This is a genomic window from Paenibacillus sp. EKM211P (genome assembly GCF_011066175.1).
In the GTDB taxonomy this organism is placed as follows: Bacteria; Bacillota; Bacilli; order Paenibacillales; family Paenibacillaceae; genus Paenibacillus; species Paenibacillus polymyxa.
This window is the reverse complement of the sequence record NZ_JAAMNS010000009.1, coordinates 1-20,382: the sequence shown is the minus strand read 5'-3', so window position 1 is coordinate 20,382 and position 20,382 is coordinate 1. Positions and strand designations below refer to the sequence as shown.

Sequence of the window (20,382 nt, the reverse complement as noted above, 5' to 3'; positions counted from 1 at the left end):
TATTAACTGGAAGCTAATAAATCTTACGATATACGGGGGGAATAGCATGTATACAAATAGGTTCAAAACCCTGGTTGATGTTATTACAGAACGGGGAAAGAGTGACCATAAATTTATAACCTTTATTGAGTCGGATCAAAACGAAACAACACTTACTTATAAAGATTTATATTGGGAAGCTCTAGCGTTTCTGGAGAATCTTCAGAATGCAGGAGTGAAGCAGGGACAGGAAATCGTATTTCAAATAGAAAATAATCGTCATTTTGTGAAAGCGTTTTGGGCTTGCATTCTTGGTGGTATGATCCCGGTACCTGTCAGCATCGGTAACAATGATGAGCATAGAATGAAGCTTTTTAAAATCTGGGATGTTCTTAACGATCCTTTTTTACTCATTGAGCCTAAAATATTAAAAGACCTTGAGAAATATACCCTGAAAACCAATCAGAATAACCTATTCGAAAATATCCGCCATCGTCATCAATTACTTCTTCAAGACCATGAACAACCTAAGCAATCCTTTGCAAAGATACACACCCCTCAATTGGAGGATATAGCATTTATTCAGTTTTCCTCCGGTTCCACAGGTGATCCTAAGGGAGTCATCCTTACACATCATAATCTCATTCATAACACAAGTGGAATTATAAATAGGACGGTCGTCACAGAGCAAGATTCGTTCTTGCAGTGGATGCCTCTAACCCATGATATGGGTTTAATTTACAATCATATTACCCCATTAGTTGCTGGAGTGAATCAGTACATTATGCCGACTTCGCTGTTCATTCGTCAGCCAGTACTTTGGATAAAAAAAGCTAGTGAACATCAAGTAAGCATTATATCCTCGCCAAACTTTGGATATAAGTATTTCATGCAATTTTTCAAACCCGAAAAAGCAATGAACTGGAATCTGTCCAAGATCCGTACCATCATCAATGGTGCTGAACCTATCTCTACTGAATTATGTGACGCATTTCTTGAGACATTAGCTCCTTTTGGATTAAAAAGAACGAGTATGCGAGCATCATATGGTTTAGCAGAAGCATCGGTTGGAGTTGCTATCCCGCCAATTGATGCTGACTATATAACCGTTTATGTTGATCGTAAGCACTTAAACATTGGAGAGTCTGTCTTGGAGGTAGACAAGACTTTTCATAATGCTCTGCCATTTGTTGTAGTCGGTCAGTCGTTAGATTATTGTGAAATCAGAATATGCAATGACGAGGATGAGGAAGTCGCAGATCGCGTTATTGGGCATATACAAATCAAAGGTGAAAATGTTACAAAGAGATACTATAACAACGAGAATTCGACATCCAAACTTTTGACGCTAGACGGATGGGTGAGAACTGGCGATCTGGGGTTCTTCCGTGAAGGTCAATTAGTCGTCACAGGGAGAGCAAAGGATATCATATTTGTAAATGGACAGAACGTTTACCCTCATGACATCGAGCGTATCGCTGAGGAAGTAGAAGGAGTCGAACTTAATCGTGTGGCGGCGTGTGGAGTTCGTGTTAATGGGATGGAATCAGAGGAAATTGTGGTATTTGTCGTATCCAAAAAGACGATAGAAAAATTTTCTCCAATTGCAACTCAATTAAAAAAACATTTGTATCGTCATGGAGGATGGGCGGTTCACGATATTATACCTATTAAGCAAATGCCCAAAACGACCAGTGGGAAGTTGCAGAGGTATAAGCTTGCGGCTCAGTATGAAGCGGGACATTATCAGGAGACTTCATTAGTTTTAAAAGGGATTATGGAGCAAGAAAACAAAAATCAAAAATTGCCTACACTTTCGTTTGAGATCGAAAAAGTACTTCACGATATTTGCTGCGAGGTATTACTTAGGGAAGAGGTTGATACGAGAGACAGCTATTTTGATTTAGGAGCCAATTCCCTACAACTGGTTCAGATTACAGACAAAATTGAAAATCAGCTGGGGATTAAGCTTGCAGTTACCGATTTGTTTGATCATCCCTCAATAGCTCACTTGGCAGAATTTTTAGCGAGCCCTACTGATTCTGAACAACAGCATATTCCTACGGATGATACGGATCACAATCATAGCAAGGACGTGGCTATTATTGGGCTCTCTTTGGACTTACCTGGTTCTTCATCTGTGTCACAGTATTGGGATCATATTGTCCAAGGCGATGACTGTATCGGGAACTTAGGCTCTCAACGTAAGCAAGACGCCATCGATTATTTATCAGTTGTGGATCAAAGGAAGGGAGAAGAAGAGTTTATAGAAGGCGGCTTCCTAGAAGAAATTGATAAATTTGATTATGCGTTCTTCAAGCTGAGTCCTGTGGAAGCTAGCTATATGGACCCTAATCAGAGATTGTTCCTTCAGACCGCATGGCATGCACTTGAAGATGGGGGTTATGCAGGGGATCGGATTCATGGACAAAAGGTAGGAGTTTACGTCGGCTTCTCAAAAGTGGGCTACGATTATGAGCGGATGCTCTCTAAAGGAGAACCGGACAAATTTCACCAGTATATTGTTGGAAATTTACCGTCAGTGCTGGCAAGTCGGATTTCTTACTTTCTTAATTTAAAAGGTCCAGCAGTAACAGTAGATACGGCGTGCTCCTCTTCACTTGTCGCGATTCATATGGCTTGCAAGGCGTTAGCGACGGGGGATTGCAAGATGGCGATTGCCGGAGGAATCCGAACGATGCTATTACCAGTGAAGCTGGGACTAGATATGGAATCGCCAAATTACAGAGCTCGTACCTTTGATGCAGAAGCGGATGGAACAGGTGTAGGAGAAGGGGTTGCAGCGGTTCTGTTGAAGCCTCTCGATCAAGCTTTGCAAGACGGAGACCGTATTTATGCAGTAATAAAAGGAAGTGCGGTGAATCAGGATGGTACAACGGTAGGAATTACTGCGCCTAGTCCTTCCGCACAGGCAGAAGTGGTGGAGGCAGCTTGGAATGATGCGGCTATTCACCCGGAAACTCTGTCATTTATCGAAGCCCATGGAACGGGAACTAAACTGGGGGACCCTATTGAGATTGCGGGATTGACACAAGCTTTTGAAAAATATACGGACAAAAAACAATTTTGTGCAATCGGTTCGGTCAAACCCAATATTGGTCACTTATTTGAAGCAGCAGGAATATCCAGTCTTATTAAAGCAGTTCTGATGCTGCAAACGAGGAAGAATCCTCCGTTGGTTCATTTTAAGAAACCTAGTTCCCGTATTAATTTTGAATTGTCGCCGTTTTATTTGACAACAGAAGTAGCCGATTTAAGTTCAAATGATGCCCCACTTCGCTGCGGAGTAAGTTCTTTTGGTTTCAGTGGAACCAATGCTCATGTTGTTATGGAGGAGTTTATAGAAACGCGAACACATGAGGAATCTGTAAACACGCCGGATGGTGTTCATCTTTTTACGGTTTCTGCAAAAAATGAGCGAAGCCTGCATCATTTGGTTGAGGAATATGTGGACTATTTACGCCTAAATCCAGCGGTTTCCTTGGAGCAGATGTGCTATACCACACATATCGGCAGAGCTCATATGGAACATAAATTAGCAGTTATCACTTCCAGCTTAGAAGATTTATTACACAAGTTGGAGCGATGGACTTCCGGGAACCAACAAGAGAATGTACCTGATATGTATATAGGTTCTCATAAACAGAGCGTTGATCATAAACGGGAAAAAGATGATACGGTAGGTCGATTGATTACAGCTATCAGAGCAAGTGCACATACAGATATTCACGCTCTACGTCAATTGGGTGAACTGTATGTCAAAGGTATGGCTATTCCGTGGCAAGCGCTTTATACGGATGAGATCAAAATAATCCAGTCGCTGCCTTTGTACCCTTTTGAACGAAATCGTTGCTGGTTTACTCCAAAAGTAGTGCAGATAAGTAACGTAGGCAGGGAGGAGAGACGTATGGAGTCCGCGTATCCAAAAGAGCTGCAAGCTACAGATCAGATCGGCTACACAGCGAATATTTCCAAAGTATTAAAAGATGTAATCAGTAAAGTTTCTGGTTTTACGGTGGAACAACTGGATGAGCAGATGCATTTTCTAGAAATGGGCTTGGATTCAATTATGCTAGTTCAAGTTCAAAAAGAAATTAGAGAACAATTTAATGTGGATGTTCCCATGAACCACTTTTTTGAAAGTGTCACAAACCTGGATCGTCTAACAACGTTTATTTCAGATTTGACATATACCACCCAATCAGTTGCGGCTGCGGATGCTCTAAATACGGTCGATGATCGGACAGAAGTCAATCCGGAAAATACGGTTGCTGCAAAGCCTTCGTCCGAGTTGGGTGGCCTGGAAAAGTTACTCTCTCAACAAATTGAATTACTGAACAACCAACAGCTGGGACTTACTCAAGTGTTGACCAAACAACTGGAGATGCTTAGTGGCGGTCAAGGAGGAACTATTCAGGCAGCACCGTTAACCACAAACAAAGACACAGTCAGTGTTCAGCCTACATCTCTGCATGTTGTGGCAACTGACGTGCCTATCACTTCTACAATTAAAGTGAATCCAACTACTGAATCCAAACCCTTTGTACCCTATCAACCTCTACTGATCGGTGAGGAAAGTGGATACAGTGCGCGGCAAAATGATTTCTTACAGCGTTTTATTAAACGATATACTCAACGAACCCTTGGGTCCAAGAAATACACACAGGAAAGTCGACTGGTTCATGCCAATAATCGTCATGTGTCTGGGTTCCGATCCTATTGGAAAGAAATTGTATATCCTATCATTTCAGAGAGCGCTTCGGGTTCAAGGATATGGGATGTGGATGGGAACGAGTACATTGATTTAACTATGGGCTTCGGGGTTCATTTATTGGGTCATAATCCAGCTTGGCTAACCGATACTTTACGGAGCAATGTGCACGACCGTACGCCTTCGATCGGCCCTATGTCGAATACAGCAGGCGAGGTTGCTGCCTTGATTAGCGAGCTAACAGGAGTGGAGCGGGTTGCCTTTTACAATTCGGGGTCAGAAGCTGTTATGGTCGCTTTACGTTTGGCTAGAGCAGCTACAGGACGCTCCAAAATAGTACTATTTGCTGGTTCTTATCATGGAACATTCGATGGTGTACTTGCCGTGTCTGATCCGAACTCAAGCGGGGGAGAGGCTTTGCCCATGGCACCGGGAATCCCTTCGAGCATGATGGAGGATGTAATTGTACTCCCTTATAATCACCCGGATTCTATAAAAGCTATCAAACATTATGCACATGAACTTGCCGCCGTATTGGTGGAGCCTGTACAGAGTCGAAGACCGGATTTGCAACCAAAGGAGTTTTTGGAGCAAATTCGCGAGATAACAGCACATTCGGGAACGGCACTTATTTTTGATGAAGTAATCACAGGATTTAGAATTCATCCAGGAGGTGCTCAGGCCTGGTTTGGAATTAAAGCTGATTTAGTTACTTACGGAAAAGTGGCGGGCGGAGGTATGCCTGTTGGCATAGTCGCCGGAAGCTCAGAATTTATGGACACCGTAGATGGAGGTGTGTGGTCGTTCGGAGATAACTCCTATCCAGAAAACACGAATATTAAAACGTTCGTAGGTGGTACTTTCTGTACACATCCGCTGACCATGCATACGGCTCTAGCCACTTTGAAATATTTGAAGTCTGAAGGACCGAATCTTCAGGAACAACTGAACCGAAGAACCAACGAATGGGTAGCAGAGCTGAATACTTATTTTAAACAAAATAGTGTGCCTATCCACATGGTGAACTATGGCTCATTATTCCGGTTTGTTTCGTTTGGCGACATTGAGCTCTTTTTCCATCTGCTGATTGACAAGGGAATTTACATATGGGAAGGTCGCAATTGCTTTTTATCGACTTCTCATACAGATGGAGACCTTCAACAAATTACACAGGCTGTAAAGGAAAGTGTGGAGGAATTGAGAAAAGGGGGATTCCTACCTGACCATACGCCATCACCAGATGGAAATGGAAGCCGAAAAAATGATGTGGTTCCCCTCGAATCCTCATCGTTCCCTTTAACAAAGGAGCAGCAGCAAATTTGGTTTGCTACGCAATCCAGAAGTGATTCATCTACTGCATTCAACGAGATAGCAGCATTGCGAATGCAGGGTCAACTGCAGCTTGATACTGTAAAACGTTCAGTACAGACAATTGTGAATCGGCATGAGTCGCTACGGACGGTTATTGACCCCGATGGTGAAGAACAGCATGTTCTTGAGAATGTGAATGTGGTCATCTCCCTGAATGATTTCTCAGGATTTCCTCCATCAGAGCATGAAGAAAAGGTCAAGCAATGGTTTGAGGAAGAGGGGCAAAGGACGTTTGATCTGACGTCCAAAGAACCATTGTTCCGAACTCACATTTTACGTTTAAAACCGGATGAACATATTGTAGTATTCACGTTTCATCATATTATTGCGGATGGTTGGTCAATGGCAGTGTTTATCCGTGAATGTGAGCAAGTCTACACTTCTTTCTGCAAAGGTGAAAATATAGTCAAGCTGCCTGTACCGCCAAAATTCAGGGAATTTCAAGCTTGGCAACAGTTGGAACTAGAGCGTGCAGGAGTGAGTGAGGCAGTTTCTTACTGGGCACAGACATTGGATTCCGTCTCTGTCGCCATGGACATTCCGTCAGAGGACGGTGGTATGAAGAAACCAGCGTATAGTGGAAGAAGAATAAATATTCGGGCAGACAGTACGCTGACGAGAAAATTGAAAAAATTTAGTATTAAAGCGGGTAACAGTCTGTTTGTCACACTTTTGACAGCATATAAAGTATTTCTGCACCGTTTAACGGGAAACACCACGATAGTAGTAGGTATTCCTACCTCTGGTCAGTCTAGAATGGAACAAGTTAATTTGATCGGAAACTGTGTTAATATGCTACCGATTGTGAGCCATATTACCAGCAAAGAATCATTATTTAAGTATATGACACAAGTTAAGCGAGTCATGCAGGAAGTCGAACCGCTTCAAAACTACTCTTTTGCTGATCTAATTGAGCGTATAGAAAACATACTGATTCCTGAAATGAATGTCATCTTCAACATGGATCGACCGATGCAGAATTTTCATTTTCATGGACTGGATGTTGAATTGATACCGACACCGATCCTGTACTCCAAATATGACATGTTTCTCAATGTGATGGAGGTTGAAGGAGAGCTTTGGTTTGATTTTGATATTAAAGCTAGCTTGGCCGCATCAGAAACAATGCAGATTTGGGCAAAGTACTTTTTGCACATCCTGAACACGATTGCTGATGGGCAGGAACGGGATTTTGTAGATATCTCACTCTTAAATCAGGATGAACTGAAATATGGGGCTAAAAACTACAGGGACTATGTGGAACTCGAATCCAGCGACATTACGGACAATGATTCACCAAGAGCCATCTATTTACTGGATCATTATCTGCAACCTGCGCCTGTGGGGACGATCGGGGAATTGCATGTAGTACAGGAAAACGAATCGCCTTCCGAAAATTTAGTATATTTACCGACAGGAATCCTGGCTTTGCGAACCGCAAACGGTGAATTGCGATTGTTGGGACCTGTTCAGAAGCGAGCCTATATAAAAGGACATGCCATATATACTGAACAGCTTGAACGATTTATTACCTCTATTCCACAAATTAGCGAATGCCAAGTGATAGCCCAGAGCACAGACGGCAGAGCAGACACACATTTGGTTGCTTATGTTACGAGTCTTAATGATGGAATAGAGGAAATCCTACGCAAGCAATTGCGAAATCATTTGCAAGACCAATGGGTACCTCAACAGATCGTACAGCTTGAAAACATGCCCTTAAATTCGCAGGGATATGTAGACTTGTCGCAGCTTTCTACTATGAAACAAGCTGTTAGCAAAGAACCTGTTGAGGCAGTTAGTAGCACGGAGAGAAAAGTAGGAGAAATTTGGGAAACGGTGCTGGGATTAAATCGTGTTAGATCTGATGACAATTTCTTTGATCTAGGAGGAGATTCGTTGAAGGCGACTCTCTTGCTTGCCAGAGTTCATCAAGAGTTTGGTAAACGAATCCCTTTGAATGTACTTTTCCATTCACCGACAGTTTCGACCTTGGCCAAGGTGATCGAAGGAGCCAAACAAGGAACAGCCGTTTCTATTAAAAAGCTCGAAGAATGTACGCATTATGCAGTATCAGATGCCCAAAGGCGTATGTTTGTCTTACAGGATATGGGGATAGGTACAGCCTACAATATTACGGGTCAGGTGCGTATTGATGGGGATCTAGATATCCCCCGTCTTCAGAAGGCTTGCCTGGATTTGATCCGGCGTCATGAATCATTTCGTACTTCTTTTAATATCGTGGATGGCGAAATTGTACAAGTTATTCATGATGAGCCGACTTTTGAAATCAAAGTCACAGAAATATTGGAGAAAGATGCAGACGAGATGAGTCGCTTGTTTGTCCGTCCGTTTGATCTGCGCCAATGGCCACTTTTCAGAGCAGAATTGTTTCGCTTTGAGGCTAATAAACATATGTTGGTCATGGATATGCATCACAGTATTGCAGATGGGCTTTCGTTATCCCTTTTCCTTAATGAACTCGTACAACTGTACCGGAGTGAAGTTTTAGCTCCGATCCAAATTCAATATAAAGATTTTGTTGCATGGCAAAAGGAACAGTATACCAGTAATCGTTTGTTTGAACAGGAACATTATTGGAAAAATGTTTTGAACGGAGAATTACCTATACTGGCAATGCCTACGGACTTCCCTAGACCATTACATCAAAGCTACGAAGGGGCTGTATTGTCGTATAACATCACTTCAGCGATGACAGAAGAATTAAAGAAGCTTGCCAAAAATACGGGGACTACAGCTTTTATGATCCTGCTTGCGGCTTATAATATACTGCTCGCAAAGTATACGGGTCAGGAAGATATTATTGTAGGAACAGCGGTGGCAGGGCGTCAGCATCCGGACACGGAAACGATGATGGGGATGTTTGTCAACACGTTAGCTTTGCGGAACCGTCCGTCTCCTCAGCGTAGTTTTCATTCATTTTTGCAAGAGGTCAAGGAAACGACTCTACGAGCTATGGATTATCAAGACTATCCTTTTGAAGCATTGATTGAGAGACTGGATATCCGTCGTGACCAAGGACGCAATCCTTTGTTTGATACGATGTTTGTCATGCAGAATTTTGAGATGAGTTCGCTTGAAGCCAATGGAGTAAAATTTCATCCAAGTGAATTCAATCCAGGGATTTCCCAATTCGACTTTGTACTAAGTGCTGACGAATGGCAGGAGGGTCTGGCCTTACGCTTCAATTATTGTACCCAATTGTTCCGATCAGAAACGATTGATCGCCTTGCTAGTCTTTATATACAAATACTACGCTCCATTTTGGAACAACCTTGGAGCGAGATTGGGAAGTTGGAATGGTTACCTGAGGAAGAGAAGTTACAGCTAATACACGGCTTTAACACTTTTGATCTGCCCTCTTCATCGATAGTGAAGAAACAAGAAACGCTGCACTTGCAATTCGAAGAGCAAGCCCTCAAAAGTCCGGATCATGTAGCTGTAGTTCATCAGGGACATGTGATTACTTATAAAGAGCTGAACGAGAAATCAAATCAGCTGGCGAGGGCATTAATGAAGCGGGGAGTAGGGGCAGACACTGTAGTCGGATTAATGGCGGGTCGTTCATTAGATTTGGCCGTGGGTATGTTGGCTATTTTAAAAGCCGGTGGTGCCTATCTTCCAATCGACAGTTCTTATCCAGAAGAACGAATTCACTTTATGCTTGAGGATAGCGGGGCTCCGCTCCTGTTGTTGAATGACTCATCTAATTACAATGCTACTACTTATGAAGGCTTAGTCCTAAATATGGACGATGATGAGTGGTATAAAACAGAAAGCAAGTTGTCTTCCAAGTGGGAATCGGATTCAAGTCATTTGGCATATGTGATCTATACATCGGGCTCAACCGGTACTCCTAAAGGAGTTTGTATTGAGCATCGAGCGATATTAAATACGTTATCTTGGAGAATAAATGAATACGCACTAGAAGCAACAGACCGTATCCTGCCATTGCTGTCTAGCTCATTTGATGCTTTTGTGGGTGCCTTTTTTACTCCGCTGCTGTCTGGAAGTACGGTGGTGCTGCCTACGAATGAGGAATTGAGTGAATTATCGGCTCTGAAGACCTTAATTTTATCAAGTCATATTACACATCTCGTGTGTACTCCTTCCATGTACATGTCTGTTATAGAGGGTCTGGCCCCAGATGAAGCCATGTCTCTCAAGGTTGTAACGTTAGGCGGTGAGAAAGCAACGAAACGGTTGGTAGAAGCCAGCCAAGCCAAACATCCTGGCATTCAATTGTTCAATGAATATGGCCCAACAGAAAATAGCGTAGTTACAACGATGTTACGAGATATGGGGCCTGAAGAAGTGGGGTGTATTGGAAAGCCGATTCCAAATACGGGTGTTCTCATTCTGGATCAATACTTGCAGTTGCGACCAATAGGACTTCCAGGAGAATTATGTGTTTGGGGTAAAGGTATTGCGCGAGAATATCGTAATCGTCCTGAGCTTACGGCGCAGAAATTTATCCCACACCCTTATTTGGACAATATGAAGCTCTACAGAACAGGAGATTTGGCGAGATGGTTACCTGACGGAACGCTAGAGTATCTTGGCCGAGCAGATCAACAAGTTAAAATCAGAGGCTACCGGATTGAGCCAGGTGAAATTGAAAGCACATTGTTGGCTCACAGAGCGGTAAAAGAGGCAGCAGTAGTGATTAAAGGAACAGATGACAATCCGTATTTATGCGCTTATGCCGTTTTGCGGGAATCAGTTACAGTAGATATTTTGAAAGACTATTTGTCGTCAAGCCTGCCTCACTATATGGTACCAGCCCATGTAATTTTGTTGGATGCGATGCCGCTGACAGCAAATGGTAAAGTTAGTAAAAGTGCATTGCCTGAACCAGGTGGTCATCTCAACAAAGAATTACAGCACGTTGGGCCCAATAATGAAACGGAGCAGCTATTGATCGAAATGTGGCAGGATCTGCTGGAGATTTCGCCGATTGGTATACACGATCATTTTTTTGAAATAGGTGGGCACTCGATGAAAGCTACTCTGTTGACTGCGAAAATCAACGAGGTCTTTCATATCGAAATTTCGACTCAAGATATATTTGGGGCACCAACAATCGAAGCACTCTCCAAGAAAATACTTGCTGCCAAGCCAACAGATTATCGACGAATTGAGGCAGTGACTGAGGAAGCTTATTATGAGGTTTCTCCAGCACAATCCAGATTGTTGGCCGTGCTGCCGCTGGATGAGACGGGTGTGGCTTACAACATGTCGGCAGCATTGATGATCGAAGGTCATGTAGATCGAAGAAGAGTGGAGCGTACCTTTGAGCAATTATTAGCTCGGCACGAAGCATTTCGGACCTCGTTCGGATATGTGGATGATAGAGCGGTGCAATTTGTACAACCAGAGGTAAGCTTTGAACTTGGCTTTGCCCGGGCTGCTGGTGATATTACGACAAAGGGCATAGATACATTGATCCATAATTTCATCCGTCCTTTTGATGTTGGCAAAGCCCCACTATTTCGGGCGGAGCTTCTTCAAATGGATCGTGATAAGTTTATGCTTCTTATTGATATGCACCATTTGATAGCTGACGGTACTTCTATCGACACTATTATTAACGAATGGAACAAGCTGTACAAGGGAGAAGAACTTCCCGCTTTACCGCTTCAATACAAAGATTACTCTGCTTGGCTCAGATCGAATACAGAAATTCATGCAAAGCAAGAACAGTATTGGCTTGATCAATATAAAGGGGAGCTTCCCGTACTAGATCTGCCTACAGACTATCAGCGGCCACAATTGCAGAGTTTTGTTGGAGATATGGTGAAAGTCGAACTGTCCGAGAAGCTTATAGAACAGTTGAATCTCACGTGTATTCAAACAGATAGCACACTCTTTATGCTTCTATTTGCTGCCTATAATGTGCTGCTGGGGAAATATGCGGGACAGGAAGATATCGTAATCGGCATCCCAACATCTGGACGAACGCATGCAGATACCAATGGGATCGTAGGGTTATTCGTTAATACACTGGCTATTCGAAACCATCCGGCTAGTCATAAGAGCTTCAAAACCTTTTTGAACGAAGTAAAAGAAAACACGCTGCAAGCTCTGCAAAATCAATCGTATTCATTTGCCGAACTGGTTGATAAGCTGTCCATCAAGAGAGACCTGAGTCGAAATCCGTTGTTTGACACGATGTTCTCCTTTATGAATACGGATGCACAGCAGTGGCAAGCCGATAACCTTAATTTTGAGCTATATCCGTTCAAAACGGGTATTTCCAAATTCGATCTTGTACTGAATGCCGAACAAAAGGCTGGGAGAGTTCATCTGGAATTTGAGTACAGTACAAAACTGTATAAAAAAGAAACCATTGAGCTTCTCGTCGAGCATTACCTGAATGTATTGGAGGAAGTAGTCCAAAACGCTGATATGGCATTGACTGATATTAATCTTCTAAGCGCAACAGAAGCGGCTGCTATGGAGGAACGGTATAACAGCACTCATATAGCTTATCTACAGCCAAGACCCATACATCATTATATTGAGGAGCAGGCTGATAGAAGACCGGATGCTAAAGCTGTTATCTATCAAGATCAGGTGCTGACCTACAAGGAGTTAAATGATCAGGCGAACGCGATAGCAAGCAATTTGTTGGCTAAAGGAATTGGACTTGGAAGTTATGTGCCTATACTCATGGAACGGAGCCTGGAACTGGTAGTATCCATGCTGGCTGTTATGAAAACAGGTGCTGCTTTTTCGCCTCTTGATACAGAGTGGCCTATTGACCGCTTACAGAGCGCCCTGCAGGATTTGGGAAGTTCTACCCTATTGGTCAATTCAAGTACACCTATCAGCTCAGAAATAAATGCTGAAGAGTATCTAGTTATAGACTGCTCTGTAGTCGAAAAGAGGAGTAACGCTATCAGTAACCCGGAAGTAGATGTAGATATGGAATCACCAATCTATGTAATCTTCACTTCGGGTTCAACCGGCAAACCAAAAGGAGTTATTGCTGCCCATAAAGGAATCACCAATCGTTTTCTATGGATGAATGACTATTTTGGAACATCGGCTGCACAAAGTGTTCTCCAGACGACTCATCATGTATACGACAGCGCGGTCTGGCAATTGTTCTGGCCATTAATGAACGGTGGCACAACTGTTTTGCCGGAAACAGGCATGACAGTGGATGCTACGTACATGACAAATATTATTGAACAGGAGCGTATTTCTTTTACAGACTTCGTTCCATCCGTATTTAATGCTATTGTCAACCAGTTAGATCAAAATTCAACTCGAACTAAGCAATTGGATTCTCTTCAACAAGTTATTCTTGGTGGTGAGGAAATTACGCCATCGACAGTTCATACGTTTTTAACCATTTTTCCTCATGTTCAAATCACGAACCTGTATGGTCCAACGGAGGCAAGTATTGGCTGTGTTGCTTATCGAGTGACAGGAGATGAAGACAGAATTCCGATCGGAAAGCCAATTGCCAATACCAAGATTTATATATTGGACTCTGGACTAAAGAGGGTTCCCGTAGGAGTTACAGGAGAAATGTATATTGCAGGTACACCACTTGGGATTGGATATTTGAATGATCCGATCAAAACGAAGGCCAGCTTTATAGATAATCCTTATTCAATGCCTGGCTATGAAAAGCTCTATAAAACGGGGGATTTAGCTAAATACTTGCCTGACGGTAATATTGCATTCCTGGGTAGATCCGATTTTCAGGTCAAAATTCGCGGGTACAGGATTGAACTTAGTGAAATTGAATATCATCTTTTAGGCATAGCTGATATTCAGGAAACTGTCGTGATGGTCAAAGAAAATAAGGGAAGTTCTTATTTATGCGCTTATGTGGTATCAGCTAATCCAGTAGATACGGATCGTATCAAAATACAGTTGGCTAAGGAGCTTCCTGATTACATGATACCTTCGGTGTATGTTCCGCTTGACATGATTCCCATAACACCAGGCGGAAAGATTAACCGTAAAGCATTACCTGAACCTGACTGGAGCGGTGCCTTAGAAGTAGAGTATGTGGAACCAACAGGTGAGACTGAAGTATTGCTGGCCCACATATGGGAGGAAGTGCTTGCCGTAACAGGCGTAAGTGCGACTCACAACTTCTTTGATTTGGGAGGAGACTCTATTAAGGGTCTACAAATCGTCTCACGTTTGAACACGCATGGCTACAAGCTAAGCATTAAAGAATTATTTTTGTACCCTCAGATTAGACAATTGAGCCCATTCGTTAAGGTGATCCGTCGGAAGATTAGTCAGGAAGCCATTGAGGGAGAGCTGCCTTTAACGCCAATACAGCAGCGATTCTTCCATCTACAGAAGGTAAGTCCTCAGCATTTTAATCAGTCCGTCATGCTATTTTCTGAAGACGGTTTTGATGAGCAAGGGATTATGGCTGCATTTGACTGCATCGTTAAACATCATGATGCCTTAAGAATGACATTCTGTCAGAGAGAAGATCGCATCGTTCAATACAATGAAGGACTAAACAATCAACCACTATCCTTGACGATAAAATCACTGCCTGAAGGTCTACCAGCAGAAGCATGGATTGAGCAAGAAGCGACGGCTATTCAAAGTAGTTTCGATTTCACCACCGGTCCTTTAATGAAGCTTGGATTATTCCGGACTGCTGAGGGGGATCACCTGCTCATTGCGGTTCATCACCTGGTAGTTGATGGGGTTTCGTGGAGAATTATTTTACAAGATTTTACGTCCCTTTATCAGCAATATCAGCAGGGGACAGCACTACACTTGCCAGACAAAACGGATTCTTACCGCTCATGGGCACAAGAAATAAGCCAATATGCAACAAGCGAGGAGCTGGCGCAGGAACTGGAATACTGGGCACAGCTGGAGCAAACTCAGTCTGGAGCGTTGCCTAAAGACAGCTCCTATGAAACCAACATGTTGCGTGATAGTGAAAATGTAAATGTATCACTTGATAATGAGAACACTAGCAAATTGTTAAGACAGGTGCACCAGGCCTACAATACTGAAATTAATGACATTTTGCTCACTGCTCTTGGATTAAGTATCAAAGAATGGACTCAGCAGTCTCGTGTGTTGATCTATCTTGAAGGGCATGGGCGAGAAGAAGTATTTCAGGAAATGAACATTTCCAGAACTGTTGGCTGGTTCACAACAATGTATCCATTTTTACTGGAAGTGGACAATGCGCATGATCTCTCATATCAGATTAAGAACATTAAAGACAGCCATAGAAGGATACCGAACAAGGGCTTTGGGTATGGGGTATTAAACTATGCTCAAGTGAATGAGTCTGGTGTGACTGCATTTCAGGCCGCTCCTGAAATTGCCTTTAATTATATGGGGCGTTTTGATACGGAACTAGATACAGATGTATTTACACTTTCTAAATTTTCCTCTGGAGAAGAGGCTAGTCCCTTCACGGAAAGATCTGTAGCGTTAGATATCAACTGCATTATTAATGAAAGCGAACAATTAATTATTACATGCAACTATAACAAGCAAGAATACCAGCAACAAACCATTGAACAACTATTATTTTTATTCCAAGAACATTTGACGAATCTAATCGACCATTGCTGCAGCAAACAAGTAACGGAACAAAGTCCAACTGATTTTCTCTATGACAAGTTGTCAATCGATGAGTTTCAGAACCTGTCCCAACTCTTAAGTAACAAACTAAACTTGTAGCAAAGTGGTGAGCCGTATGAGAAACGCACTCATTCAAAACATTTATCCATTGACACCCATGCAGGAGGGGCTTCTATATCACTCCATTTTAGACGAGCACTCAGAAGCATATTTTGATCAAACGGTCATTACCTTAAATGAACGGTTGAATGCAGAGACGCTGAAGGAAAGCTTCCAAACCCTAATTGACCGTTATGATGTGTTACGGACTGTGTTTGTTTATAAAGAAACAGACCAACCGTTACAAGTCGTGCTGGCTAATAAGGAAGCAACGATTGATTATAGAGACATTACTGAATTAAATGAAGCAGAACAACGTTTATATGTTGATAATTTTACGATTAATGATCGGAAAATGCGTTTTGATCTTGAAAAAGATCTCCTTATTCGGATAAGTGTTCTTGCATTAAGTGATACAAGCTGCAAAATGGTTCTAAGCTTCCATCACATCATTATGGATGGCTGGTGTATTGGTACCATTGCGAAGGATCTGTTCCAAATTTACAGAGCTTATTCCATCAAGCAGAAGCCAGAATTGGACGCTGTATTTCCGTATAGCCGATATATCAGTTGGTTAGGGCAGCAAAATAGAAAGACAGCTCTTGCTTATTGGGAACAACAATTATCAGGTGTGGAAGAGCAAAGTGGCTTACCTCTTAGCAGCAAGTCAACTGAGGATGGAAGCTACAAGCTGAACAACCATATTTTTACCTTGGATGAGCAGTTAACCCGTGGTTTGGAAATGATAGCACAGCAAAATCAGGTAACCTTAAGTTCTGTATTTCACGGGATATGGGGTCTGTTGCTGCAAAGATACAATGACACCAAGGATGTGGTATTTGGTTCCGTTGTTTCCGGCCGTCCAGCTGAGCTGGAAGGGTCGGAGAAAATGGTTGGATTATTTATTAATACGATTCCTGTACGTATTTGTCATAAAGAAGCACAAACATTTTCTCAAATAATTAAACAATTTCAGCAGAACATGATGGAATCGGGGAAGTACCATTTTCTATCCTTGGCTGATATCCAGATGCTAACCCCACTGGGTAAGAACTTGATCCACCATATCATAGCGTTCGAGAACTACCCAATTACTGAAGAGCTTGCGGGTGGCGAAGGAGAACAGCTTGTTTCAATTGTGGAAACCGAAGGTTTTGAGCAAACGAATTATGATTTTAATATTGGAGTCATTCCTGGTAAAGAATTGAAAGTTAAGTTCGGATATAATAGTATTGCTTATCAAGCTTCAGATATTCAAAGAATTGAACTGCACCTAAAACAAATAGCTGAACAGGTAGTCTCTAATCCGCACATGGATGTGGACGATATTGATTTGCTTTCTGGCGAGGAAAAACACAGAATCCTGCGAGATTTTAATGATACAAATGCCTTGTATCCTCAAAGTCAAACGATTCAACAGCTTTTCGAAGAGCAGGCGGCGCTGACGCCGAATCGTTTGGCAGCAGCATTTGCTGATGGGCGGTTAACTTATCTGGAATTGAACGAACGGGCTAATCGATTGGCTCGCGTCTTGAGGATGAAAGGGGTGCAAACTGGCCAGATTGTTGGGATTGCAGCCTATCGCTCACCGGAGATGCTAGTCGGGATCATGGCTATTCTTAAGGCAGGGGGGGCTTACTTGCCAATCAATCCAGAGGATCCTCTGGAACGAATTCAATATATAGCGGGTAACAGCGGAGCTTCCATCCTGCTGGTGCAGCAGGAAATCCAATCTACACTGAAGGATCTTTCACAGAATATCAGCGTGCTTGCGATCGGAGCAGACTGGGCAACTGAAAAAACTAATCTTGAACCTTACAGTGGGCCGGAGGATGTAGCTTACGTAATTTATACTTCCGGTTCTACAGGTAAGCCTAAAGGAGTTATGATTCGTCACACCTCTATAGTGAATCGACTTCATTGGATGCAAAAAAAGTATCCGATTGGTGTGGACGATATCATTTTACAGAAAACACCTTACACCTTTGATGTTTCTGTATGGGAACTATTTTGGTGGGCTATAGCCGGAGCTTCAGTCTACTTTCTTCCACCTGATGGGGAGAAGGATCCCAAGCTACTGGTGAACACGGTGGCAGAGCAGAAAATTACAACCCTTCATTTTGTACCTTCCATGTTGTCTGTTTTTTTGGAGTATGTTGAGCAGCACCAAGCAGAGGGAAAACTCAGCAGTATTAAACGAGTTTTCGCTAGCGGGGAGGCACTAACAGTAAAGCAAGCCAGACGGTTTAATACTCTGCTTCGAAAGCCGAATGGCACAACTCTGCATAATTTATACGGACCAACAGAGGCAACAGTGGATGCAACATGGTTTGATTGCCCGGATGGAGATGATTTGCAGAGTATTCCAATCGGTAAGCCGATTGACAATAACCGGTTGTACATTTTGGATCAGGAGGGGAGACTGCTTCCTGTCGGTATTCCGGGGGAACTTTATATTGCTGGTACAGGAGTAGCCCTAGGCTACATTAATCAACCTGATCTAACGGACGAAAGATTCACAGATAGTCCCTTCGTTATCGGAGAGCGCATGTATAAAACAGGGGACTTGGCAAAGTGGCTTCCTGATGGCAATGTGGAGTATCTCGGAAGAACAGACCATCAGGTGAAAATTCGTGGATATCGTATTGAGACTGGAGAAATCGAAAAGGTCCTGCTCTCTCATCATGACATCAGAGAGGCCGTTGTTCTATCTAGAAAAGACCAAGAGGACGAAACGTATTTATGCGCTTATATTGTGTCTGACCGTGAACTCTTAACACAGGAAATACGATCCTATTTGAAAGCGTCTCTACCCTTGTATATGGTACCTGCTCATCTAATACAGATTGCTGCGATACCTCTTACGACTAATGGAAAGGTGAACCGAGGAGCGCTTCCTGAGCCCCATCATGTGATTCGGGAGCAGGGGTTTGTAGCTCCTCGTACAGATACAGAAACTCGTCTAGTACGTTTGTGGGAGGATATTCTGCATGTGAGCCCAATAGGTGTACACAGCCATTTTTTTGAACTGGGTGGACATTCGCTGAAGGCTACAATACTGATCGGGAAAATTATTCGAGAATTCCAGGTCGAGTTGCCTATGCGTGAAATATTTGAGTATCCAACTGTGGAAAGCATGAGCAAACTCATTGAACGTACCATCGGGAGAGGGGCAGGTACATTTACCGAAATTGCTCTACTTTCTGGTCAAACCTATTATCCGGTTTCCTCCTCGCAAAGACGTCAGATGATACTGCATCAACTTGAAGGAGCGGAACTGGTTTACAATATGCCTTCTGTCATGCTCGTTCAAGGCCATCTGGATCAGGAGCGGTTGAAAATGGCATTCACCACTCTGATTCACAGGCATGAAGCATTGCGCACTTCATTTTCATGGATCAACGGAGAGCCGGTTCAAAGCGTACATGACGAAGTAGAATTTGAGTTGAAGATTCATAGTCTGACCAGCAAAGAGGATTTAGAGGAACAGCAAATAGAAACGGTGCTAAGTGAATTCGTCCAACCGTTTGACCTGAGCCGTGCCCCTTTATTAAGAGGCGAGCTGATTCCGTTGACAGAGAACCAAAATATGCTGCTGGTTGATTTGCACCATATTATTTCGGATGGCGTTTCTATGTCTATTATTATGGATGAATTTGTAAAATCGTATGATGGACAAGCACTTCCGCCTCTATCCGTTCAGTACAAAGATTATGCTAGCTGGCATAATGAGCAAGTAAATCATGGATTTATTAAAGATCAGGAATCCTACTGGCTGGACATTTTTAAAAATGAGCCACCTGTACTGGAGCTACCAACGGATTTTCCAAGACCGTCTATTCAAAGCTATGAAGGTAACACGGTATCTCGAATCCTGGGCGATGATATAACAGAGCCACTTCATAAACTCGCAGCTGAAACTCAAAGTACATTATTCATGATTTTACTGGCTGTATATAACGTTGTTTTGTCCAAGCATGCACGACAAGATGACATTGTCATCGGTACGCCGGTTGCTGGGAGGAGACATCCAGACACGGAAAAGATCGTCGGCATGTTTGTAAATACGTTGGCACTGCGTACTAGCCCTTCATCGGAGAAGAGTCTTTCTGCTTTTTTGGATGAAGTTAAGGAAGCGGTTTTATCTGCTTTTGAGCATCAGGAATATCCCTTTGAGCAATTGGTCGAAAAGCTTGCGCTGCGGAGAGATGTGAGCCGAAGCCCGATCTTCGACACCATGTTTGTTATGCAAAATACAAAAGGACAACCCCTACAATCTAGTGGGTTGGAATTCAAACCGTTTCCGTTCAATCCAGGTGTTTCCCGATTTGATTTAACCTTGAGCGCGGAAGAAACAGGCAGCTATCTTCATTTAAATTTGGAGTACAACAGTGCTTTGTTCCAAAAGGACACTGTCGAACGCTTCTTGGATCATATGGTGGTGGTGCTAAGGTCTTTTGTAGCTCATAGCACACAAACGATAGGTGATACAGATTTATTAACAACGGTAGAAAAAGAAGTGATTTTGAAGAAATTCAACGGGACGGCTGCGCCTTATCCAAGGGAGAAGACGATTCATCAATTGT

Annotated in this window: 2 protein-coding genes; both read left to right on the top strand. The window is 42.8% G+C overall.

Going from position 1 to position 20,382, the window contains the following annotated elements:
• Nucleotides 1-46 precede the first annotated feature (46 nt).
• Complete coding sequence (locus G9G57_RS14320) at nt 47-15,796, top strand: non-ribosomal peptide synthetase (protein ID WP_164965108.1); 15,750 nt, start codon at nt 47-49, stop codon at nt 15,794-15,796.
• A gap of 16 nt (nt 15,797-15,812) precedes the next feature.
• On the top strand, nt 15,813-20,382 hold a 4,570-nt coding region (locus G9G57_RS14315), incomplete at its 3' end, for a non-ribosomal peptide synthetase (protein ID WP_164965107.1).